At 44.4% G+C, this 23023-nt stretch carries 16 protein-coding genes and 1 pseudogene; 9 read left to right on the plus strand and 8 right to left on the minus strand.

Features of this window, described 5'->3' with window-relative positions:
• Nucleotides 1-37: 37 nt before the first annotated feature.
• Both V7K85_RS20965 and V7K85_RS20970 read left to right on the plus strand, forming a co-directional pair.
• On the plus strand, nucleotides 38-259 hold the full coding sequence (locus V7K85_RS20965) for a type II toxin-antitoxin system HicB family antitoxin (protein WP_334816163.1): 222 nt from the start codon (nucleotides 38-40) through the stop codon (nucleotides 257-259).
• The gene (locus V7K85_RS20970; protein WP_334816165.1) at nucleotides 259-444 is read left to right on the plus strand and encodes a type II toxin-antitoxin system HicA family toxin; all 186 of its coding nucleotides are present in this window, start codon (nucleotides 259-261) and stop codon (nucleotides 442-444) included. The genes V7K85_RS20965 and V7K85_RS20970 overlap by 1 nt, the downstream gene beginning before the upstream one ends.
• Nucleotides 445-543: 99 nt before the next feature.
• On the opposite strand, the gene V7K85_RS20975 is transcribed toward V7K85_RS20970, so the two are convergent.
• Nucleotides 544-735, minus strand: coding sequence for a hypothetical protein (locus V7K85_RS20975; RefSeq protein WP_334816167.1), 192 nt, complete (start codon nucleotides 733-735; stop codon nucleotides 544-546).
• Nucleotides 736-844: 109 nt separating this feature from the next.
• On the opposite strand from V7K85_RS20975, the gene V7K85_RS20980 reads away from it, so the two are divergent.
• The 4 genes and pseudogenes from V7K85_RS20980 to V7K85_RS36605 all read left to right on the plus strand — a co-directional run.
• The gene (locus tag V7K85_RS20980; RefSeq protein WP_334816169.1) at nucleotides 845-1219 is read left to right on the plus strand and encodes a hypothetical protein; all 375 of its coding nucleotides are present in this window, start codon (nucleotides 845-847) and stop codon (nucleotides 1217-1219) included.
• Nucleotides 1220-1483: 264 nt separating this feature from the next.
• Nucleotides 1484-8125 (plus strand): HAMP domain-containing protein, encoded by a 6642-nt coding sequence (locus V7K85_RS20985; RefSeq protein ID WP_334816171.1) that lies wholly within the window; start codon nucleotides 1484-1486, stop codon nucleotides 8123-8125.
• A gap of 17 nt (nucleotides 8126-8142) precedes the next feature.
• The gene (locus tag V7K85_RS20990) at nucleotides 8143-9120 is read left to right on the plus strand and encodes an SDR family NAD(P)-dependent oxidoreductase (protein ID WP_334816173.1); all 978 of its coding nucleotides are present in this window, start codon (nucleotides 8143-8145) and stop codon (nucleotides 9118-9120) included.
• A 396-nt stretch (nucleotides 9121-9516) separates the two neighbouring features.
• Nucleotides 9517-9627 (plus strand): annotated as a pseudogene (locus tag V7K85_RS36605) (response regulator); the annotation flags it as partial.
• A gap of 180 nt (nucleotides 9628-9807) precedes the next feature.
• Here V7K85_RS36605 and V7K85_RS20995 read toward each other — a convergent pair.
• On the minus strand, nucleotides 9808-10284 hold the full coding sequence (locus V7K85_RS20995; RefSeq protein WP_334816174.1) for a hypothetical protein: 477 nt from the start codon (nucleotides 10282-10284) through the stop codon (nucleotides 9808-9810).
• A 384-nt stretch (nucleotides 10285-10668) separates the two neighbouring features.
• Between V7K85_RS20995 and V7K85_RS21000 the strand changes: the two genes are divergently transcribed.
• Nucleotides 10669-10830 (plus strand): hypothetical protein, encoded by a 162-nt coding sequence (locus V7K85_RS21000; RefSeq protein ID WP_334793176.1) that lies wholly within the window; start codon nucleotides 10669-10671, stop codon nucleotides 10828-10830.
• A gap of 141 nt (nucleotides 10831-10971) precedes the next feature.
• Nucleotides 10972-13278 (plus strand): cation:proton antiporter domain-containing protein, encoded by a 2307-nt coding sequence (locus V7K85_RS21005; RefSeq protein ID WP_334816176.1) that lies wholly within the window; start codon nucleotides 10972-10974, stop codon nucleotides 13276-13278.
• A 94-nt stretch (nucleotides 13279-13372) separates the two neighbouring features.
• Here the strand turns inward: V7K85_RS21005 and V7K85_RS21010 are convergent, their stop codons facing one another.
• A complete protein-coding gene (locus tag V7K85_RS21010) occupies nucleotides 13373-14347 on the minus strand; it encodes a diguanylate cyclase (RefSeq protein ID WP_334816178.1) in 975 nt (324 codons plus the stop codon).
• A 353-nt stretch (nucleotides 14348-14700) separates the two neighbouring features.
• Nucleotides 14701-14916 carry an Hfq-related RNA-binding protein gene (locus V7K85_RS21015; RefSeq protein ID WP_334816180.1) on the minus strand — a complete coding sequence of 72 codons (216 nt, stop codon included), beginning with the start codon at nucleotides 14914-14916 and terminating at the stop codon, nucleotides 14701-14703.
• 69 nt (nucleotides 14917-14985) lie between these two features.
• On the opposite strand from V7K85_RS21015, the gene dapF reads away from it, so the two are divergent.
• Complete coding sequence (gene dapF, locus V7K85_RS21020; protein ID WP_334816182.1) at nucleotides 14986-15825, plus strand: diaminopimelate epimerase; 840 nt, start codon at nucleotides 14986-14988, stop codon at nucleotides 15823-15825.
• Between the two features lie 98 nt (nucleotides 15826-15923).
• Here the strand turns inward: dapF and V7K85_RS21025 are convergent, their stop codons facing one another.
• The 4 genes from V7K85_RS21025 to ada form a co-directional block, all read right to left on the minus strand.
• Nucleotides 15924-18155 (minus strand): family 1 glycosylhydrolase, encoded by a 2232-nt coding sequence (locus V7K85_RS21025; RefSeq protein WP_334816184.1) that lies wholly within the window; start codon nucleotides 18153-18155, stop codon nucleotides 15924-15926.
• Between the two features lie 84 nt (nucleotides 18156-18239).
• A complete protein-coding gene (gene glf / locus V7K85_RS21030; protein WP_334816186.1) occupies nucleotides 18240-20726 on the minus strand; it encodes a UDP-galactopyranose mutase in 2487 nt (828 codons plus the stop codon).
• A 574-nt stretch (nucleotides 20727-21300) separates the two neighbouring features.
• Nucleotides 21301-21945, minus strand: coding sequence for a DNA-3-methyladenine glycosylase family protein (locus V7K85_RS21035; RefSeq protein WP_334816188.1), 645 nt, complete (start codon nucleotides 21943-21945; stop codon nucleotides 21301-21303).
• Nucleotides 21929-23014 carry a bifunctional DNA-binding transcriptional regulator/O6-methylguanine-DNA methyltransferase Ada gene (gene ada, locus V7K85_RS21040; RefSeq protein WP_334816190.1) on the minus strand — a complete coding sequence of 362 codons (1086 nt, stop codon included), beginning with the start codon at nucleotides 23012-23014 and terminating at the stop codon, nucleotides 21929-21931. The genes V7K85_RS21035 and ada overlap by 17 nt, the downstream gene beginning before the upstream one ends.
• Nucleotides 23015-23023 lie beyond the last annotated feature (9 nt).

Raw genomic sequence — 23023 nt, forward strand, 5'->3', positions numbered from 1 at the left:
AGCATTTGATATCTAGTAACATTCAATAGCAAATTATATGGAAAATTCTTTCACTGCTGTATTTGAAAAGATAGATGATTGGTATATCGGCTACGTCCAGGAGTTACCCGGCGCTAATGTCCAAGAGAGAACGCTGGAAGAAGCGAGAATAAGTCTACGGGAAGCGATAGAGTTAATTCTAATATCAAATCGGGAACTTGCAGAGCAACAACTCTCCGGTAAAGATGTCGTCCGTGAACAGATTACTGTCAAATTATAGTGAAAAGACGTGAATTGATTCGCCATTTGGAAGAGAACGGCTGTTTGTTTCTTCGGGAGGGTGGAAGGCATACGATTTATTACAATCCATCAAACAACAGAACCTCGGCAGTTCCAAGACATACTGAGATTGTTGATATTCTAGCTATCAAGATTTGCAAAGATTTGGAGATTTCCCCACCCTAGTGTTGTAGGGTACGTAACACGTTTCACACTAAGGCATTTCCAACAAATAAATTATCTAATCTTGTGGGGGGGGGCTTACTTATAAATTTTCCCAACCACCTACTTAATTGTATCGATTGACAATGGGATTGTATCGACTAACAATGCGATTGTTTCGACTAACAATGGTATTGTATCGACTAACAATGGGATTGTATCGACTAACAATGCGATTGTTTCGACTAACAATGCGATCGCATCAACTAACAATGGCATTGTTTCGGCTAACAATACTATTGCATCGACTTGCAAAAATTAGCCCACGTTTCCTTAACTTTGTTCTATCTAAAAATCTCATTCACTGTTAGTTTTTTTGTTGTAATGGGCACATTAAACTTATCCCTTACAACAGTATGCATATATGCCTACCCAAGATAGAACACGCCGTTTGCCCTCTCAATCCATTGGTCAAGATATTACTTCATTACACGGTTTGCAAACCATCAGTACTTATGACACAAGCCGTGCTGATGCCTCTGTAGCAAAGTTACAGCAAGCTTATCAGACGATGTTGACGCAGCAACAAGCCGAAACAGAAAAACTAACTTTATACCGTGCTTCTACTGATGCAGCGCGATTAGCAGAATGGGAATTTCACAATGCTATATTAGCCATGAAAGAAGTAATCCGCGGACAATATGGGTCAGATAGTGACCAAGCCCAAGCGGTTGGACTAAAGAAAAAATCAGAACGCAAGCGTCCTTCCCGCAGAAAGCCAGTTGCAGTTGCAAGTTAATCAACAATAATAAAAAAGACGCAGCCAACCCGCCTACAGCGCTGGTTCATTGCGTCTTTTTTGGTAACAACAAGCTCTAGTAGGGGAGACACTGCACAAACCCCATAGCAAACTCCCCCCTGCCCCCTGCCTCCTTGCCTTTCCCCAGTTATCATTAGAAGTTAGTATGCATTACGGGTGCAAACCGGAATATAGAGTCACGAATTGCTTTAAGAAAACCTCTTTTAAACACGAAAACCCAGAAAATTCTTTAGAGATAAGGCTATGGCAACCGAACAGTTAACTAGAGACAGCGACAATCTAGATTTAAATCAGCTACTAAGAACGCTGAATGCTGTTAAACAGGGTGACTTCTCGGCTCGCATGCCCATAGACCATACTGGTGTGGCGGGGAAAATAGCTGATACGCTCAATGATATTATTAATCAAAATGAGCGGATGGCGGCAGAGTTACAACGGATTAGTAATGTTGTCGGCAAAGAAGGCAAAATTGCCGAACGCGCCTCTCTGGGAGATGTTCGTGGTTCCTGGTCAGATTGTGTTACTTTTGTCAATACTCTAATTACAGATTTAGTCCAACCAATAACTGAAACTACTCGTGTTATTCACTCAGTCGCCAATGGTGACTTATCACAAACGATCGCTACAGAAATTGACGGCAGACCGCTCCAAGGTGAGTTTCTCCAAACTGCTAATATTGTCAACACGATGGTGGATCGGCTCGGTTCTTTTGCATCGGAAGTAACGCGGGTTGCCCGTGAAGTGGGAACTGAAGGTAAATTAGGTGTTCAAGCCGAAGTGCAAGGTGTCGCTGGCACTTGGAAAGATTTGACTGATAGCGTTAACTTGATGGCGGGTAATCTCACTGGACAAGTTCGCAACATTGCCGAAGTTGCCACTGCGATCGCTAACGGTGACTTATCCAAAAAAATCACTGTGAATGTGAAAGGCGAAATTCTGGAACTCAAAAACACTGTCAACACGATGGTGGATCAGCTTAATTCTTTTGCATCGGAAGTGACGCGAGTTGCCCGTGAGGTGGGAACTGAAGGTAAGTTGGGCGTACAAGCCGAAGTGAAAGGAGTCGCAGGGACTTGGAAGGATCTCACCGAAAACGTTAATTTGATGGCAGGGAATTTGACTGCCCAAGTCCGTAACATTGCGGAAGTGACAACGGCGGTAGCGAATGGCGACCTTTCTAAGAAAATCACTGTCGATGTTAAAGGCGAAATTTTAGAGTTGAAAAACACCGTCAATATCATGGTGGATCAACTTAATTCCTTTGCATCAGAAGTAACAAGAGTTGCGCGTGAGGTGGGTGCAGAAGGCAAATTGGGCGGTAAAGCAGAAGTTCGCGGGGTAGCGGGTACTTGGAAAGACCTTACCGATAGTGTGAATTTCATGGCGGGAAGCTTGACGGCACAGGTGCGAAATATTGCGGAAGTGACAACGGCTGTAGCGAATGGTGATTTATCTAAGAAAATTACTGTCGATGTCAAAGGCGAGATACTGGAGTTGAAAAACACGATCAACACGATGGTGGTTCAGCTTAATTCCTTTGCATCGGAAGTGACAAGAGTTGCCCGTGAGGTGGGAACTGAAGGAAAATTGGGCGTGCAAGCGCAAGTCCAGGGAGTGGCGGGGACTTGGAAAGATTTAACTGACAACGTTAACTTAATGGCGGGTAATCTCACCGGACAGGTGCGAAATATTGCCGAAGTTGCCACTGCGCTCGCAAATGGTGATCTATCTAAAAAAATTACCGTCGATGTTAGAGGTGAAATTCTCGAATTGAAGAATACCATCAATATAATGGTGGATCAACTTAGTTCCTTTGCATCAGAAGTAACAAGAGTTGCCCGTGAAGTGGGTACAGAAGGCAAACTGGGTGTGCAAGCCGATGTTAAGGGCGTGGCTGGCACTTGGAAAGATTTAACTGATAGCGTAAACTTCATGGCGGGTAGTTTAACAGCACAGGTACGCAACATTGCGGAAGTGACTACAGCTGTAGCAACAGGCGACTTATCCAAGAAAATTACTGTTGATGTCAAAGGTGAAATTTTAGAACTCAAAAACACCATTAATACAATGGTGGATCAACTCAATTCCTTTGCATCAGAAGTAACAAGGGTTGCGCGTGAGGTAGGGAGTGAGGGTAAACTGGGCGTGCAAGCAGAAGTGCGCGGTGTAGCTGGCACTTGGAAAGACTTAACTGATAGTGTGAATTTCATGGCGGGAAGTTTAACGGCACAGGTGCGAAACATTGCCGAAGTGACTACCGCCGTTGCAACAGGCGACCTTTCTAAGAAAATTACTGTAGCTGTCAAAGGCGAAATTTTGGAGTTGAAAAACACTATTAATACAATGGTGGATCAACTTAGTTCCTTTGCATCAGAAGTAACAAGAGTTGCCCGTGAAGTGGGTACAGAAGGCAAACTGGGTGTACAAGCAGAAGTTAGAGGAGTGGCAGGTACTTGGAAAGACTTGACCGACAACGTAAATTTCATGGCGGGGAACCTCACCGACCAAGTGCGAAACATTGCCGAAGTTGCAACTGCGATCGCTAACGGTGACTTATCTAAGAAAATTACTGTAGCTGTCAAAGGCGAAATTCTCGAACTCAAAAATACCATCAATATAATGGTGGATCAACTCAACTCTTTTGCAAGTGAAGTCACAAGAGTTGCGCGTGAGGTGGGAAGTGAAGGTAAGTTGGGTGTGCAAGCAGATGTGCGCGGCGTGGCTGGCACTTGGAAAGATTTAACTGACAGTGTGAACTTTATGGCGGGAAGCTTAACGGCACAGGTACGAAACATTGCCGCCGTCACCACCGCCGTAGCTAATGGCGACTTATCTAAGAAAATCTCCGTTGATGTCAAAGGTGAAATTTTAGAGTTGAAGAACACCGTCAACACAATGGTGGATCAACTAAATTCCTTTGCAAGTGAAGTGACGCGGGTGGCGCGAGAGGTGGGAACTGAAGGGAAGCTGGGTGTACAAGCAGAAGTTAAAGGTGTCGCAGGCACTTGGAAGGACTTGACCGACAGTGTAAACTTCATGGCGGGAAGTTTGACGGCGCAAGTGCGAAACATTGCCGAAGTTACCACAGCTGTGGCAAACGGTGACCTCTCGAAGAAAATCACTGTCAATGTTAAAGGCGAAATTTTGGAACTCAAGAACACCATCAACACAATGGTGGATCAACTTAATTCTTTTGCATCGGAAGTGACAAGGGTTGCCCGTGAGGTGGGAACGGAAGGTAAATTGGGCGTGCAAGCTTACGTTAGAGGAGTTGCAGGCACTTGGAAAGATTTGACAGACAACGTTAACTCGATGGCGGAGAACCTCACCGGACAAGTTCGCAACATCGCGGAAGTTACAAAGGCGGTAGCTAATGGCGACCTTTCTAAGAAAATTACCGTCGATGCCAGAGGCGAAATTTTAGATTTGAAGAACACCACCAACACGATGGTTGATCAACTCAGTTCCTTTGCAAGTGAAGTAACGCGGGTGGCGCGGGAAGTGGGAACTGAAGGGAAGTTGGGCGGACAAGCGCAAGTCAAAGGTGTTGCAGGGACTTGGAAAGATTTGACGGATAACGTTAACTCAATGGCGGGGAACTTGACGGCACAAGTGCGTGGTATTGCCAGAGTTGTAACGGCGGTTGCTAACGGTGACTTGAAACGCAAACTGATGTTAGATGCCAAGGGAGAAATAGAAACTTTGGCAGAGACAATTAACGAAATGATTGATACCTTAGCGACGTTTGCCAATCAAGTAACCACAGTAGCGCGGGAAGTGGGAATCGAAGGGAAGTTGGGTGGACAAGCGAAAGTACCTGGGGCGGCTGGAACTTGGAAAGATTTGACAGATAATGTAAATGAACTCGCTGCTACACTTACAACTCAGTTGCGATCGCTGGCAGAAGTTGCTACAGCTGTAACTAAGGGCGATTTAACTCGTTCAATTGCCGTCGAGGCACTAGGGGAAGTTGCCATCCTCAAAGACAACATTAACCAGATGATTGCTAATTTGCGGGAGACAACGCAGAAAAACACCGAACAAGACTGGTTGAAAACTAATTTAGCCAAGTTTACCCGAATGCTCCAAGGGCAGCGAGACTTGGAAACTGTATCTAAACTAATTCTCTCAGAACTTGCACCTTTGGTAGGAGCGCAACATGGCGTATTCTTCCTGATGGAGTATGGGGAAAATACACCGTATTTGAAACTAATTAGTAGCTACGCTTACCGCGAACGCAGACATCTGGCTAACCGCTTCCACTTAGGTGAAGGTTTGGTGGGACAATGCGCTTTAGAAAAAGAGCGAATTCTGCTAACGGAAGTGCCAAGTGATTATGTCAGAATTTCCTCTGGTTTAGGAGAAGCAACTCCACTTAATGCGGTGGTGTTACCTGTACTTTTTGAAGGACAGGTGACAGCAGTCATAGAATTAGCATCCTTCCGTCGCTTTAGCGAAATTCATCTGACATTCTTCGACCAACTTACCGAAAGTATAGCGATCGTCCTGAACACGATCGCAGCATCCATGCGAACTGAAGAATTACTCAAGCAGTCGCAATCTTTAGCTGAAGAACTCCAAACCCAGCAAAGTGAACTCCGCCAAACCAACCAGCGCTTAGAACAACAAGCCCAATCTCTCAAAGCTTCTGAGGATTTACTCAAAGGACAGCAAGAGGAATTGCAACAAACCAATGCTGAGTTAGAAGAAAAGGCAGAGTTGTTAGCGACGCAGAAGAAAGAAGTCGAGCGCAAAAACCGGGAAATTGAACAAGCAAGACTCTCTTTAGAAGACAAAGCTGAACAACTCACCCTCTCCTCAAAATACAAATCAGAATTTCTCGCCAACATGTCCCATGAACTGCGGACACCATTGAACAGCTTGTTAATTTTGGCGAAGTTGTTGGCAGATAACATTGATCACAATCTCACCAACAAGCAAGTCGAATACAGCCAGACAATTTACTCAGCAGGTACTGATTTGTTGACGTTAATCAATGACATTCTGGATCTCGCTAAAATTGAATCTGGAACTATGTCAATTGACATAACCCAAATGCTGTTAGCAGAGTTGGGCGAACAGACTGAGCGCACCTTCAAAGAAATAGCTCAAAGCAAAAGACTTGGCTTTGCAATTGAATTTACTCCCGAATTGCCAATCAGCATCAATACAGATGTCAAACGCTTACAACAGGTGTTGAAAAATCTCCTCTCCAACGCTTTTAAATTTACAGAGCATGGGGAGGTACGCTTAAAGATTGCGGTGGCGAAGCAGGGATGGAGCAACGACCATAAAACTTTAAATAGCGCCCAGCTTGTGATTGCCTTCTCAGTCAGCGATACAGGCATTGGCATTGCCCCCGACAAGCAAAAAGTGATTTTTGAGGCATTTCAGCAAGCCGATGGCTCTACCAGTCGGAGATACGGCGGCACCGGATTGGGCTTATCAATTAGCCGCGAAATCGCCCATCTCTTTGGTGGCGAAATTAAATTAGTTAGTCAACTCGGTCAAGGTAGCACGTTTACGTTCTACTTACCACAATTGAGTCAACACTCAAGAGTCCATAGTCAAGAGTCTACATTAATATTTCCCACTCCCTACTCAACCCAGGCTAAACCAGAGCTATCCGCTAACAGCACTCAGCCCAAGCTAAACCAGAGCTATGCGCTAACAGCAGGTTTAAATGACGATCGCACTACTATTGGCATAGGCGATCGCGTGTTGTTAATCATCGAAGATGACATTAACTTTGCGCGTATCCTCATAGAAATGGCGCAACAGCAAGGATTCAAAGTAATCACTGCCCAAAACGGCGGTACAGGTTTGACACTAGCGCAACAATTCCTGCCTTCAGCCATTTTGCTAGATATTAGATTGCCAGAAATCGATGGTTGGACGGTATTGGATCGCCTGAAACATGACCAAAACACGCGTCACATTCCTGTACATATTATGAGCATTGAGGAAGGGAGACAACGCGGTTTGCAATTAGGAGCGATCGCATATCTGCAAAAGCCTTTAACCAGCGAGACAATATCCCAAGCGTTGACCAAAATTAAAGGTTTTGTTGAACGCCAGGTGAAAAATTTACTGGTAGTCGAAGATGACGACACTCAACGGCACAGTATTGTTGAGCTAATTGGCAACAGCGATGTTTCTACTACTGCTGTTAGCACAGGTGTAGAGGCGTTAGAAGCCATCCGCGCCCAGCATTTTGATTGTCTCGTTCTCGATTTAGGACTACCTGACATGACTGGGTTTGAACTGATCGAGCAGATAAAGCTTCTACCTAACGGCAAAACATTACCAATTATTGTCTACACAGGTAGAGAAATTAGCAAAGCTCAAGAAACAGAACTCAGGCGGATTGCCGAAACAATCATCATTAAAGATGTGCGATCGCCCGAACGTCTCCTCGATGAAACAGCATTGTTTTTACACCGAGTCCAAGCAAATTTACCTGCACCCAAGCGAGAAATACTCGAACAACTGCATTCACAAGACTACTTACTCACTGGCAAAAAAGCGCTAATTGTAGACGACGATGTGCGTAATATCTTCGCGCTTACCAGTATGTTGGAGTGTTATCAAATACAAGTTTTATATGCTGAAAACGGCAGGGAGGGAATTACCCTGTTAGAAACTACACCAGATATTGATGTCGTTTTGATGGACGTAATGATGCCAGAAATGGACGGTTACGAAACAACACGCGTAATTCGCCAGAACAGTCAATTTAAATCTTTGCCGATTATTGCACTCACCGCTAAAGCCATGCAAGGCGATCGCGAGAAGTGTATTGAAGCCGGTGCATCCGATTACATCACCAAACCTGTAGATACTGAACAACTACTTTCACTATTGCGTGTTTGGCTATACCATTAACCGCAGAGAACAGCGATATGAAACATCTTGAAGATAGAGTGGCATTGGTAACAGGTGCTACGCGGGGAATTGGTAGGGGAATTGCTATTGGCTTGGCTGAGGCTGGCGCAACTGTATACGTCACCGGCCGCAGCCTTAACAACTCTTCCAGTGATGCGGTTTTTGGGAGCCTTAGTGAAACCCAATCAGCCATAGAAGAAGTTGGTGGTGTATGCATTCCCGTGCAAGTAGACCACAGCGACGATCAACAGGTGCGTTTACTGTTTGAGCGCATCCAAGATGAGCAAGATGGACAACTCGACCTACTGGTTAACAATGCTTACTCAGGAGTTCAAGCAATAAAAGACGCTTATGGGCAACCCTTTTGGGATTGTGAACCAAGTATTTGGGATGCTAGCAACAACGTTGGTCTTCGTAGCCACTATGTTGCAAGTGTTTTTGCTGCCCGAATGATGACCAAGCGCAACTCTGGACTAATTTGCACCATTTCCTCGTGGGCTGGAATGTCTTATCTCTTTAATACAGCATACGGTGTTGGTAAAGCAGCTTGCGATCGCCTAGCAGCTGATATGGCTGTTGAACTTAAACCCCATAATGTCGCTTCTGTTTCAATTTGGCCAGGTATAGTTGGTACTGAGCTTTTTTCCCGTTTTGCTTCTGAAATGAATCAAACCAATGCTACTGACCAAAAAAGCTCATTCATCAGTGAGCGCTACAACTGGGAAACTCCTTTATTAACTGGACGGGTGATTGCTGCACTTGCTTGTCAGCCAAATCTCATGCGCCATACAGGACGGGTGCAGATTGTTGCCGAACTAGCCAAGCAATATGGAATTGTCGATGAAAATGGCGATCGGCCTGCATCGCTTCGCTCTCTGCGTTTTGTGTTGCCAGTTGCACTACCTATACTGAGAAAGTACTCATGGCTCATACCTGATATTAAAGTACCGTGGTCACTACTACTATTGAGTGCCGTTAGCTCACCTAAAATTTAATCGACATTGGGGATGGGGCATCCACCTTTGATATTCATGAACGAGTCTTTTAGCTCCGTTCATCCACCTTTAATACTCGTTCATCCACCTTTGATACTCGTGAACGAGTCTTTTAGCTCCGTTAATCCACCTTTAATACTCGTGAACGAGTCTTTTAGCTCCGTTCATCCACCTTTAATACTCGTGAACGAGTCTTTTAGCTCCGTTGATCCACCTTTAATACTCGTGAACGAGTCTTTTAGCTCCGTTGATCCACCTTCTCTCGTTCCCAGTCTCTGACTGGGAATGCCTAATGTGAGGCTCCGCCTCCCTAACTGCCGCAGAGCCACAATGATCAGCATTTCCAGCCAGAGGCTCTTAACGAGGTTTGCCTAATATGGGGGCTGTCGCCTCCCTAAAGCCATGCAAGGCGATCGCGATAAGTATATTCAAGCCGACGCATCCGACTACATTACCAAACCTGTAGATACTGAACAACTGCTTTCACTATTGCGTGTTTGGCTATAGCGTTAACCGAAGAGGCTCTTGAGAAAGGATCTGTCCCTTTCTTTCACAGCGTATTTCAGGTAAATAAACTACACAGGTAGGGGCACAACATGTTGTGCCCCTACGATTATCTGTACCTCATCTTGGCGTAGCCTAAGAAGAGAAGTTGGAATCTATTGGCAGTCAAAGAAGGTCGTGATTTTAGTCTATATAATCCGTTGGTATTTGCGAATCAACAGTGTTATCTGAAACTATTGGGCGGCTACCATCTATCTTTATAGTATCTTGAACCTGAAAATTACTCTTAGCAATCGGACGTTGACCATCTATTTCAAGAATTTCCTCAACCTCAAAATCACTAGGATCAATTGGACGTTCGCCGTCTTGGATTAGCATCTCATGCTCTTGAAAAGCGCTCTTACCAATGGGGCGTTGACCATCTATATCGATTGTTTTATCAGAATGATTTTCATCCTTGACAATTGGGCGCTCACCATCTATATTAATTGTTTCCTTAATTTCAATGCTACTTGGATCAACTGGACGCTGACCATCTATATTAATTGTTTTAGTTCTCTGTGTTAGTTCGTTAGATGATGAACGTATATCAGTTTCATTGCCTATTGTCTGCTGATCCAAATTATTTTTAGTAGTGTCAGTCTTGTTCGTATTATCCATATTTACCATTGTTTTTGTGGGATTATTTATATAATAATTTGTTTGTTAACAAGGATACTGAAATAGAATTAAAAAATCCTCTACCACAGCACATATAGCATCTCAGACTTGAGAGAGATTTATCACTACTGAGTGCCCTTAGTTCACCGAAAATTTAATGTGCATTGGGGAGCTAGTACCGCAAGGCGGAAGTCAAAAATCAAAAGTCAAAAGTCAAAAGTATTATGGAATAAGCTCTTTAGGGATTTAAAATGGTCTGCTTATTTACGCCGTGCTGTACTAACTCCTTCTCTAGGAGACGCCCGCCGTAGGATGCCCGTAGGGCTGTAGGGCGAACGTGGAGCGTCTCGTAGAGAAGAGGGTTTTCCCCCATGAGTGACTGGTGTGATTAAGCAGTTATTACTGGAGGTAGGAGTTAGAAAACTCGGTTCCTCTATCTTTGATACTCGTGAACGAGTCTTTAAACTGGATGAATCCACCTTTGATACTAGCTTTGTACTTCATGCAAAAGAAAACTGGACGTTGCATAGTTGCGGGATGATTTAGCAACTTCCAAAATTCCTCCCTGCCCCCTGCCGCCTTCAAAATAATCAAATTTTGTCGCACCTTCACCAAACAAGCGGTTTCAGAACATAAAACTTTGTATGCTGAATTAATAGGTCTTAATTAATAGTTCTTTTAAAACTGGTGCAAGAAGATTTTAGGCTAATTGTTGATTTAGTTTTAGTTCTAGGCGTTGCAGCCTGTGGCGGACTGTTGGCGGCACTTTTGCGACAACCCGTGCTGCTAGGTTATCTCATAGGCGGGATGATCGTTGGGCCAGCCGGACTGGGACTGATTAAAGAAGTTATTCAAGTAGAGACTCTGGCACAGTTCGGGGTTGCCTTTTTATTATTCGCCTTGGGTGTGGAATTTTCCTTTGCGGAACTCAAGAAGGTAAAAGCGATCGCTCTTGGCGGAGGTGGACTCCAGATTGCTTTGACGATTTTGATCACAGTTATGGTATGCGGGTTAACCGGAGCCTGGGGAGCCTTACCTGCTAAGGGGATGTTTTTGGGGTGTATTCTGTCCTTGTCTTCCACGGCGGTTGTCCTCAAGTGTTTGATGGAAGCCAACGAAACAGAAACGCCGCACGGGCAAGTTATGCTAGGGATTTTGGTAGTACAGGACTTGGCACTAGGACTGATGTTAGCAGTCTTACCAGCCCTTAACCAACCACCAGAAACTATTGGCATCACCGTGCTAACAGCACTACTGTTGATTGGTTTATTTGCTGCCGGGGCAGTAGCTGCGGGGATTTGGCTGATACCACCTTTGTTGCAACTGTTAGCCCGTACCGAAAGCCGAGAACTATTTTTATTAGGGGTTGTAGCTCTATGTTTGGGCATTGCTCTGTTGACAGAGCATTTGGGGCTGTCGATTGAAATGGGGGCATTTGTCGCAGGTTTGATGATTTCTGAGGTGGAGTACGCCGATCAAACCCTGACTTATGTCGAACCCTTGCGAGATATCTTTGCCAGTTTATTTTTTGCCGCCATTGGGATGTTAATCGACCCAGTGTTTTTGTGGAACAACCTAGAATTGATTTTGGTGTTAGTGGCAATAGTTTTCGTAGGGAAATTTTTGATTATCACCCCCCTAGTAAAGCTGTTTCGCTACCCTTTAAAAACAGCCATAATCGCCGGTTTGGGACTGGCGCAAATTGGAGAATTTTCCTTTGTTCTGGCTAGTGAAGGGCAGGCATTGGGGCTGGTGTCCCGACAAATATACTTATTAATTTTGGGAACCACCGCAGTTACTCTCATGCTTACTCCCTTTGTCCTGCGGCTAGTGCCATTTTTATTTAACTTTGCCGAATCAATGCCCTGGTTGAAACCGTATTTAGAAGAACAAGAGGCGCGGGATGTGTCGGAAGATTTGCCTTTCAAAAACCATGTGGTAGTCTGTGGCTATGGGCAAGTTGGCAAAAATTTAGTAAAGTTGTTGCTGCAACATGACCTGCCTGTGGTAGTAATCGACCAATCAGAAAGTAGAATTCAGCAGTTGCGTGAGATGGGTGTGTCTTACGTCTATGGCAATTGCGTGAGTTTACATGTTCTAGAAACTGCTGGTGTGAATCATGCCAAAGGAATGGCGATCGCCCTCCCAGACCCCATCAGTAGCCGTCTTTGCTTGAAACGCGCTTTGGAATTGCGCCCAGAATTAGATTTGGTTGTCCGTGCTACCCAGGATAAAAATATAGAGGTGCTGTATCAATTGGGAGCCAGAGAAGTTGTGCAACCAGAGTTTGAAGCCAGCTTAGAAATGGCAACTCATTTATTAACTGGCTTAGGCTTGTTGTCGCCAGCTGTTGTCCAACGCCAAATGCAGCAAATCCGCAACGATCATTATTTAGAATTGCGCCCAGAGCGTTCTGCTACTGAAGTTGCTCGTGATTTGCGCCAAGCAACCCGCGATTTAAATCAGCGCTGGTATCCTCTCCCATCTGCTTCGCCTTTAATTGGCATGAGCATAGAAGAAGTAGATATGCGCTACTTAACAGGAGCGAGTTTGATGGCAATTCGCCGCGCTAACGGGGATGAAATCGATTATCCCAATAATCAAACCAAATTGGAAGAAGGCGATCGCTTGCTGATTGTGGGAGCAGATGAAGAACTAGCGGCTTTGGCAGAGTTAGCTAAGGGACAAGCTGTTGTTCCCGGAGAAAATAGTGCTTGTCAGTGGATTACAGTGAATGCAGATGCGCCAACGCTAGGTAAAACCCTAAGAGATTTAGAAATCGGCAAGCAATTTGGAGTACAGGTACAGGCAATCCGGCGAGATGGCAAGTTTATCCGCTATCCTGATGGCGGCATGGACTTGCGAGTTAGCGATCAAGTATTGTTATGTGGAGGCTTGACAGGTCTGAGTCAACTAGAACAGTTATTTGCAGTCGGCACTAAAGTACCCCTTTTTATCTCAGTAGTAAAAGCTAGTGAGGCAGAAACTCTTTAAATGCTTCTCCCTATGAATAATTTATGGAAGTAATTTAATAAGAAATGAACTAATCCAATTAGCAAATATTGACATGAAGAATTGTCGAAAAATTTTATCGCATTTTACGCATTCTGCATAATTCGGCGCTTTTCTGCATAATCTGTTGGTTTTTCTGCATAGACTTTTGGACTTGCTTCAAAAGCTGTTGGTTTTTCTCCCTAATCTGCTGAGATTTCTGTATAGACAGCCTTAATTCCTCTCTAGTGAACAACCTATTTGAGAGGAACTGCTTTGCAAGAGTTGCAATCCGCTTTACTTCTAAATTTTCAGTTTGCTTTTGACAACTGGACACACGATTGCGTCCTGTTGCCTTTGCTTGATACAATAGTTTATCCGCCGCCACAATTATTTTTTGATAGTTAGAGTTAGATATAGGAATTACTGAAGCTAACCCAGCACTCAGGGTTACATAAGTACTAACTTGTGAATTTTCATGGGGAATTGCCAGTTTCCGTACAGCAAAGCAAATTTTTTCTGCAATGTGAGCAGCACCAAATATGTCTGTGTTAGACAAAATTACAGCAAATTCTTCCCCACCATAACGGGCAACTAAATCAGTAGGACGTTGAACAACATCTTTCATGACTTTAGCAATTTTACTAAGACAGCGATCGCCTATAGGATGACCATAGGTATCGTTGTAGGATTTGAAGAAATCTACATCAAAAAGGATGAGGGAGAGCGGCTGTTGTGAGCGTGTCATGCGCCGCCATTCAATATCAAGATACTCTTCAAATCGTCGGCGGTTAGCTACTTGAGTTAAGGAATCGATAGTAGCTATAATACTTAATTGCTGCAATTCTTCATTAGCAGCTTCTAGTTTTTGCTGAAGTTGGCGACGCTCTAGTTCTTGGCTGGCTACCAAAAACTGATAGTCCAAAATGCTTAAACTTTTCCCCTGTACCCAGTCTAAGACATCTTGCAATGCCTGCTCCCACAGTAAACATGACTCATCTTGATAGCCGGATGCTAGACAAGCACTAAATCTTTGGCAAGAAAAATCAAGATTACCTAACTGCACAATCATTTTAATCTATACAAAAATTTAATTATATTAGATGTTTATTTGATTGGTGCCTGTTTTATTACTTTTGGAATATAAAAATATAAAATGCAAAAGCAAGCGATCACTATTTTGTGCTAACTTCGGCTAAAAAACTATCACTAGTTTGGGTTTATAATGTTAAGTATTTTTTATAGTGGTAATAAGAAGGATTTTTACCACTACAAAGTTTTCCCGATCCGGGTTGAAATCAGCGTCATCGAACAGCCCGGCGTAGACATCGCTTTGAACAAATGGATGGATACGACACATCCTGCTTAACATCGCTTGATCAAATCAGGAGCGAAAAATCTGATTTAACGACAAAGGACAAATGTCTAACTCTTGGGTTTAATATAAGCGATCGCTTGTTTCCAAACAGTGGTTTGCTGACTGTTTTCATCAGCAATACATATACACTGTGGGTCTTGCCATAAAACCCTTCCTGTGACTAAATCACCAGTCAGTAGCTTAAACTCTACTGGTATCGTTTGTTTAATCAGGTTTTGGACTTGTCTAATACTAGGCAAAGTGGTGTCAAATTCGGTAAGCATTTTTAGTAAAGATGAACCTACGAGGCAAAATAAAGAGTAACTGATCTTTGATAATTCATCCTTGAGGAAATGGCAATCGAATTTACTAAGTATCATGGTCTAGGCAACGACTTTATTCTGATTGACAATCGCTCGTCATCTTTGCCTGTACTGACGCCAGAGCAAGCCATCAAGTTGTGCGATCGCCACTTTGGCATCGGTGCTGATGGTGTAATTTTTGCCCTACCGCCAGAAAACGGCACGGACTACACCATGCGGATTTTTAATTCCGATGGTTCAGAACCAGAAATGTGTGGCAATGGCATTCGCTGTTTAGCTGGCTTTTTAGCAGACTTAGAAGGCGAATCCCGGAATCAAGACTCATATCGCATTCATACTTTGGGTGGTGTAATGACTCCCCAACTCTTATCTGATGGTCTAGTGAAGGTGGATATGGGTTTACCCAGGTTACTCGCTGTTGAAATTCCCACCACCCTTGCACCCGCCCAAGAAAAAGTAATTTCTCAGCCGTTGGAGGTGGCGGGGCAAACTTGGGATGTCACTTGTGTAAGTATGGGAAATCCTCACTGCATTACCTTTGTGGAAGATGTAGCAGCAATTGAGCTAGAAAGCATCGGTCCGAAATTTGAGCATCACCCAGCTTTTCCGCAACGCATAAATACCGAATTTATGCAAGTGGTACGCCGTGACTATTTGAAAATGCGGGTGTGGGAACGGGGGGCTGGGATTACATTAGCTTGTGGTACTGGTGCTTGTGCTTCCTTGGTAGCTGGAGTGTTAACAGGAAAATGCGATCGCACCGCAACTGTAGAATTACCTGGTGGACCCTTGCAAATTGAATGGTCAGAAATCGACCAAAGAGTTTACATGACAGGCCCGGCTGAACGAGTATTCACTGGGAAACTGTAACCGACTTCCCATTGGCATAACTCAAGTAATAGTGCCATAGAAATCAGCGATCGCCCAAATCTGGCGAGCGCTGATTAAGAAATTAATCACATAGACCACTAGATTCTTTCTTCCAAGTAGCGAGAAATTGCACTGTCAAGGGATGGCATTAATTCACCTCGGCTGCTACCAAGAACGCTATAAGTTGGGCGCAGAGCAGTTAAACCAAGTTGTTTTGTGGGTAGTGCAATCAGATTGCTGACACTGACTCCAGCTCGCTTGGCCGCTAACCGTGCTAAATCGGCCCAGGCGATCGCACTCTTGTTCGCCAAATGCCACAGCCCACACTCGCCGTCAATTAATAAATCCAGGCTAGCATGAACCAAATCAGGCACATAGGTAGGTGAAACAATTCCATCCTCTGCGGCGACGAAAGTATTCCCAGCACTAAGCTGACGCAGGGCGATCGTGATAAAGTTGTAATCATCCCACGGGCCAAAAAATGCACTGGTGCGAATCACTAGCGATGCTGGATCAGCTTGCAATACTAGCTTTTCCGCCAAAACTTTGCTGCACCCATATACATTTAGGGGGGCAACGGTATCAGTTTCGACATAAGGATTAGACACAGCACCGTCAAATACCAAATCTGAGGAGAAAGTCAATAACCGTATACGATGTTGAGCGCAAGCAGCAGCTAAAATTGCTGGGCCTTCGGCATTCACTTGCAGACAAACATGGGGTTCACGTTCAGCATCGTCCACCCGCACGTATCCGGCAGCATTCACAACCGCCCACGGCTTCAACTTGGTAAGCGCCGCATTCACAGAAGCAGGATCGGTAATATCCATCTCTTGATGCGTCAGCAGGTGATATGAAATCCCGCGCGCTTGGCACAACCGAGCAAAAGCCTTTCCTAGAGTTCCTCTCGCACCGAGGATCGCCAGGGAAGCTGATGGGGATGTTGCTTGAGTTTTCCTTGCTCTCCCTATTTCCGCATTGCAACTTAGCGCCGGGTATAACAGGCGCTCTTGGCGATGCCACCATCCTGGGGTATCAAGTAGCGGGTGATCTGGTTGATGCCCAGTTGCTAGAACTTGTACCATTTTAGCGATCGCTGTCGGTCGAGGATGTGGAGAACGCAAATCAAATGCACCTGGCTCGTAGTAGCCGTGAGCTTTTGTGACTAAACTATTCCAATCGTAGCTGCCAAGGAGTGCCCAAGCAGTTACAGCACGGATATCCACACCCTGAGATTGTAATTCCTGCGCCGCATTCCACACTTCATAAAACCAACGTAGCTGCTCTTCACGGGTGCAGCTAATATGAACTTCAGTGACAGCAAGGGGCAGGTGATAGCGTTCCCATGCCTCAAGTAGCAATGTGCGCGGGCCTGCCAAACCCTCGGCACAAACTCGCACCGCCTCTACATCTGCATACTTATGTTGCCCATTACCGCCATGAGTCCAAGCTGGATAGTTTTCTGTGTGCTCATCCAAAAAGCGTTCACTAGTTAAGTAATGGTTAATGCCGATGATGTCAGGTGGACAAGGATTTTGTAAAAATTCCTCAAGTTCAGCCTCACTGACACCACAGTGGCGCAAGTAACCCCACATGGGATGAGTTTGAGTGATTCGACCACATAATAAATCAAAGCTCAACCAGCGACGTTCGTTTTCAAATTTTGTTTGATAAGCCAGCTTTGGTGTACTGTAAATCTTACCCAAATCCTCGGTTTGCAGCAGTTGGGCATTGGGGTTGACTTCCCGGATTACCTGCATTGCCAGTGCTACTCCACGGCATTGTCCCAACAAAGCACGAGCGAAAGTTAAATTATCCTGGCCGTGAGGATACCAATGGCCATACATCCCACTAAATCGCGCTGTTGTCAGTGGCTCATTTATAGGTGTGTAATGTGTTATCCAAGGATAGCGATCGGCAACTGCACGGGCAAACACCGCTAGTTTTTCTGGAAATTCCGAGTCTACCAAGCTGGTGTTACGCGGCCCGCTGCCATGATGCACTAATCCTACAATCGGACGGATGCCGAGTTCGCGCAAGCGCCCCAGTCTTTCATCCGCCCACCACCAATCAGCATTTTCTAATCCATTAGGTGCTATCCTCTCCCATAGCACAGGGTAGCGGATAGCTTTTATCCCTAGTTCCGCAAATAAATCTAAGTCATCCAGGCGCATTGCATGACCGTTGGATTCCAACTGGTCAAAATACTCGTTACCCACGCGATTAACTGTACACTCTACACCAGCCCACACTTCCAGGGGGAGTTGTAAATTATTCTCTCTCAAGACGCTATTAACCGCATCTTTATTTGAGTTAAAGACAAAAGTCATAATTTACACAACTAAAGCTGAATTCTTTCTTCACTAAAAAATTGTCGGCTGGGCAGTACCTGCCCATGATCAATGTCAACAAACTCAAGCCTTAAGCGCTATTTGTTTGTATGTTGCCAAAGCCTGCGCTACACAATGATCCATGTTGAGATACTTGTATGTAGCTAGCCGTCCCACAAAATGTATCCCTGGCTTTACCTCAGCCAGCGCTTTGTATTGTTTGTAAATTTCCTGATTTTCAGGACGTGGCACGGGATAATAAGGGTCGCCCTCTGCTTTGGGAAACTCGTAAACAATACTAGTTTTGGAGTGTTCCTGTCCAGTCAGATACTTAAATTCGGTGACACGGGTATAGAGTTGTTCGTTGGGATAGTTAATCACTGGCGCTGACTGAAACACAGGGGTGTGATGCGTTTCGTGTTTAAAATCTAGTGAGCGATAGGGTAGTTTACCGTAGCGATAATCAAAAAATTCATCAACAGGGCCAGTGTAAACGATTTCGCGGCAAGGTATTCCTTTCTGGATTTCACGGTAATCAGTGTTGAGCATTAGCTTGATATTCGGATGATTTAGCATATTCTCGAACATCCGGGTAAAGCCGTGCAGTGGCATTGCTTGGTAACTATCCGTGAAATATCGACTGTCGCGGTTAGTACGGGTGGGAATTCGGGCAATTACTGTTTTGTCAAGTTCCGATGGATCGAGTCCCCATTGTTTACGGGTGTAATTTCGGAAGAACTTTTCGTAAAGTACCTGACCGACTTTACTGATGACTACATCTTCAGAGGTTCGGATGTCTTCTCTCGGTTCTGCAACCGACTGAAAAAACTCTTCCGCCTGAAATGAATTGAGGTTCATTCCATAGAGTTTGTTGATGGTGTCAAGGTTAATGGGGATGGGAACGAGTTGCCCATCTACGCTGGCTAGAACATGATGCTCGTAAGCACGCCAGGGAGTAAACTGTGAGAGGTATTCAAAAACTTCGCGTGAGTTGGTATGAAAGATATGGGGGCCGTATTTATGTACGAGAATACCGTGGTTATTGTAATGGTCGTAAGCATTACCACCGATGTGGTTGCGCTTATCCACAACCAATACTTTTTTACTAGAGTTTCTCGCCAAACGTTCAGCTAGAACGCTACCAGAGAACCCCGCACCGACAACTAAGTAATCAAATAAAAACTCTCTGGTAATGATGCTTGGTGCTTCTGGGATATTTGTTGAGATATGAGATTTGCCATTTGTACCATTAACTGTGGCATCTTGTGTGCTAGCGAAGCTCTTAAAGAGCGGCTGCGCCAACGCAGACTCTATCAACTGCATCATTGATCCCCAAGTCCGATCCCAAGAAATTTGCTCTAAAAAGGCATCTACCCGATTCAACCATCCTGATACTGGGGTATCTTCTTGCATTGCTTGTTCTGCGGCGGTGACGAACTCTTCAGGAGTGTCTGCAATTCGTACTAACTTCAAATCTCCATAGGGGCGTACTACGTCTTGAATTGAGGTAGATACTACTGGTTTACCTGCGGCAAGATACTCTGGAGTCTTAGTTGGACTAATAAAGCGTGTTGATTCGTTTCGCGCAAACGGCAACATTGCTAAATTCCAACCCGCTAGATATGCAGGTAACTCTTTATAGTCTTTACTACCGAGGTAATGAATATTTTCATGCTGTGGCAAAATTGCTGGGTCAATTTTCACAACTGGCCCAATTATTATTAAATGCCAATCAGGGCGAGTCTCGGCAATTCCAGCCAGGAGTTCAATATCCATCCGCTCGTCAATCACACCAAAGAATCCAAGACGGGGATGAGGAATATTTGCTTGGTCGGCTGGTTCTTCTTCAAAGGTTCTTCCTTGTCCAAAGTGGGCTACATCTACACTACTAGGAAATGCATAAATGTTTGGGTGCTGATTCACCTTGCTTTCGTAAAGGCTTTGTCCCCCTGTAAACACTAAGTCTGCACGACGAAACAGTTCTGCTTCGTAGTTTTTTAAAGTCGGTGATGCTCCCTTAAAGGCAGACAATTCATCCATGCAATCATATATAACTGCTTGGGGTTGTAAATGACATGTCCAAGCGATCGCCATTGGAGTGTAATACCAACAAATGTACTTGTTGATGTTATGCTCTATAAACAAACCATTAATCAACACTTGTAAATCTGCGTTTATTGCTTCCTCGCTCAGACCTTCTGGTAAGTGTGGTACAACAACAACAACTCCACTATCATCTTGGCTGACATTCAATCGCCCCAATGTTTCCTGCCTAAAAATTGGCTCCTCGATAAAGAACACCCGCTTTCCTTGAGCGCAGCGGCTTAGAAGATGTTGTGGTCTTTGATAAACGAAATTCCAACGCAAATGAGATAGGCAAACTAAATCAGGTGTATCTGTAAATTTTTTTGTTCGGGAAGTTTTATTGAGTGAGGATAAATTCAGTGATGATGTCTTTAATGATTGGAATTTGGCTGGTTCCGATAGCTTTGCTTCACTCAGCTTTGGCGACACAATATGACTTACGTCGTTACTAGCACCGTTATTTTCTACTTGCATATTGCTTGACATAAATAATAATTAACTCAACTTTGCGAATATTGGAATAACAAGTTTGATTCCTCTTATAAAGTATTTTTAATATTTGCTTTTTTTGCCCGGTTATTCATCTATCTAAATAAATGATAATCGACTCCTTTTTTATTCTTAGGTATGAATTTTTTCTCAATTAACAGATGCCAGTCTCTGCCAAATTTTACTAAAGCCATAACCTTGTGTATGCCGAAAGGCTGATATTGAAATTCAGCGTTGTGAGCAGCGCTTGAAACGGGCATTTTCCATTAAACACATTATGGTTAATTTGTATAGTGCGTAAGTCCTAATTTCATTACTAAACCTAACAATTGAAAAAAATTGGTTTCCGATTATTACCGCATGGGTAGAAACACAATTTACCTCGAAAAAAATCATTTATGTAGTAATTCGTACAAGTTGGGGAGCCACTGTTTTGGACGGCTCTGCCGACTTTAAGCATGTGGCGTCTTGTCTAAATCTATTCATGGTTAGCGTCTCGCAGAGAAGACGCACCACAACGCACAGAGAAGAAAGAAATGCTTAACTAAACTGTATTGCATTAAGTGCAAGTTTAGGGAGAATTGGCATTATTCAAGTAGTAGTGCCATAAAAGTCTTGCAGCAACTGCTCGCCACGGTCGCCAGTGCTGTGTCATTGCTTCTAGTTTAACTGGTGTTGGACGCGTCGCCAATCCTTTGAGTTTTTGTAGAGCGATCGCGATCGCTAAATCGCCTTTAGGAAAGACATCAGGACGTTGCAGCGCCATTAGCAAGTAAATATCAACTGTCCAGTCTCCTATCCCTTTGAGACACTTTAGCTCAGTTCTGATCGCAGTTTCATCCATTTTTTCCAGCTTGTTTAGGTCAAGCTGACCACTTGTGATTGCATCTGCCAACCCACGACAGTATAGAATCTTTTGCCGACTGAATCCAATCCCTCTCAATTGAGCATCATCCAATGTCAGAAAATTTTCTGGCGTCAGCGGTACAACAACCCCACATAGTCGGTTAAATACAGCTCTTGCAGCCGCTACGGAAACTTGCTGTTCCAGAATTATGCACAACAAGGTTGCGAAACCTGCTTCTCTTTGCCACATAGGTGGAGGCCCCAGTCTTTCTAAAATCCCAGCCAAATCGCTGTCAAGATTGGCAAGCACCATTAAACCACGGGTCAAACTTTCTTCAGTCAGCGATTCTAGTTCAGGTATTTGAGTCATCTTTGATCAATTTCGATTCTTGTATAAGCAGTTTTTGTTTGCGCTCAATCCCCCAGTGATAACCACCAAGACTGCCATCACTCCGTAGCACCCGGTGACACGGTACAATCAGCGCTATCGGATTAGCTCCACAAGCATTTCCCACCGCGCGGACTGCGTGCGGCTTGGCAAGATCACGGGCGATATCGGCATAGGTGCGGGTTTCGCCATAGGGAATTTTTTGTAATGCTTGCCAAACCTGTTTTTGAAATGCTGTGCCACGGACATCAAGTGGTAAATCAAGATGTGTTTCATCTCCCGCAATAAAGTCGAGGATTGCCTGTATCCATTCCTTGTGTGTCTGGTGATCACGCACGATGTCGGCTTGGTTAAATTCCTGGTTCAAAATGTGTTCAAGTTTATCTGCTTCATCACCTAGTTTAACGGCGCAGATACCCTTCTCTGTTGTTGCCACAAGCAAATATCCTAGTGGACATGGAGCGATCGCATAGACAATGCTGATTGTCTTTCCAGCTTGTTGGTAAGTCTTTGGTGTCATTCCCAGTTGGTTAGGTGCTTTCTCATACAGTTGACTACTTGAACCATACCCCGTGTCGTAAACTGCATGAGCAATTTCCTCGCCTTCTTGGAGACGCTGCTTCAATCGTTGGCTACGCAGCGCATCTGCATATTGAAAAGGGGATACGCCAATTATTTGCTTGAATACCTTTTGCAGATAACTGGGACTCATTCCCACCTGAGAGGATAATTCCGAGAGGGTTGGGATGCGATCGACTTGTGCTTCAATGTATCGACATGCTGTTAAGACTTTCGCTTTGGCCGGATTTGAAACTGTTTGAGATTGTGGCTGACACCGCTTACAAGGTCGAAAACCTGCACTTTCAGCTTCTTTTGCTGAGTCGAAGAAACAAACTTGATTGCGATTCGGTCTGCGGCTAGGGCAAATAGGTCGGCAATAAACGCCTGTAGAGCGAACACCGTAGAAAAGCTTGCCGTCAATTGTGGCATCTCGATTGAGAACTGCTTCCCAAAGAGTTTCTGACAAAACTGATGTCTGTTGTAGTTGCATTTATACCTC

Source organism: Nostoc sp. (assembly GCF_036917615.1).
GTDB lineage: Bacteria > Cyanobacteriota > Cyanobacteriia > Cyanobacteriales > Nostocaceae > Nostoc.

Bases quoted from the DNA above. Each gene is read 5' to 3' on its own strand.
- V7K85_RS20965 (WP_334816163.1), top strand. From the start codon at position 38: ATGGAAAATTCTTTCACTGCTGTATTTGAAAAGATAGATGATTGGTAT.
- V7K85_RS20980 (WP_334816169.1), top strand. From the start codon at position 845: ATGCCTACCCAAGATAGAACACGCCGTTTGCCCTCTCAATCCATTGGT.
- V7K85_RS20985 (WP_334816171.1), top strand. From the start codon at position 1,484: ATGGCAACCGAACAGTTAACTAGAGACAGCGACAATCTAGATTTAAAT.
- V7K85_RS20990 (WP_334816173.1), top strand. From the start codon at position 8,143: ATGAAACATCTTGAAGATAGAGTGGCATTGGTAACAGGTGCTACGCGG.
- V7K85_RS20995 (WP_334816174.1), bottom strand. From the start codon at position 10,284: ATGGATAATACGAACAAGACTGACACTACTAAAAATAATTTGGATCAG.
- V7K85_RS21010 (WP_334816178.1), bottom strand. From the start codon at position 14,347: ATGATTGTGCAGTTAGGTAATCTTGATTTTTCTTGCCAAAGATTTAGT.
- V7K85_RS21015 (WP_334816180.1), bottom strand. From the start codon at position 14,916: ATGCTTACCGAATTTGACACCACTTTGCCTAGTATTAGACAAGTCCAA.
- dapF (WP_334816182.1), top strand. From the start codon at position 14,986: ATGGCAATCGAATTTACTAAGTATCATGGTCTAGGCAACGACTTTATT.
- V7K85_RS21025 (WP_334816184.1), bottom strand. From the start codon at position 18,155: ATGACTTTTGTCTTTAACTCAAATAAAGATGCGGTTAATAGCGTCTTG.
- glf (WP_334816186.1), bottom strand. From the start codon at position 20,726: ATGTCAAGCAATATGCAAGTAGAAAATAACGGTGCTAGTAACGACGTA.
- V7K85_RS21035 (WP_334816188.1), bottom strand. From the start codon at position 21,945: ATGACTCAAATACCTGAACTAGAATCGCTGACTGAAGAAAGTTTGACC.
- ada (WP_334816190.1), bottom strand. From the start codon at position 23,014: ATGCAACTACAACAGACATCAGTTTTGTCAGAAACTCTTTGGGAAGCA.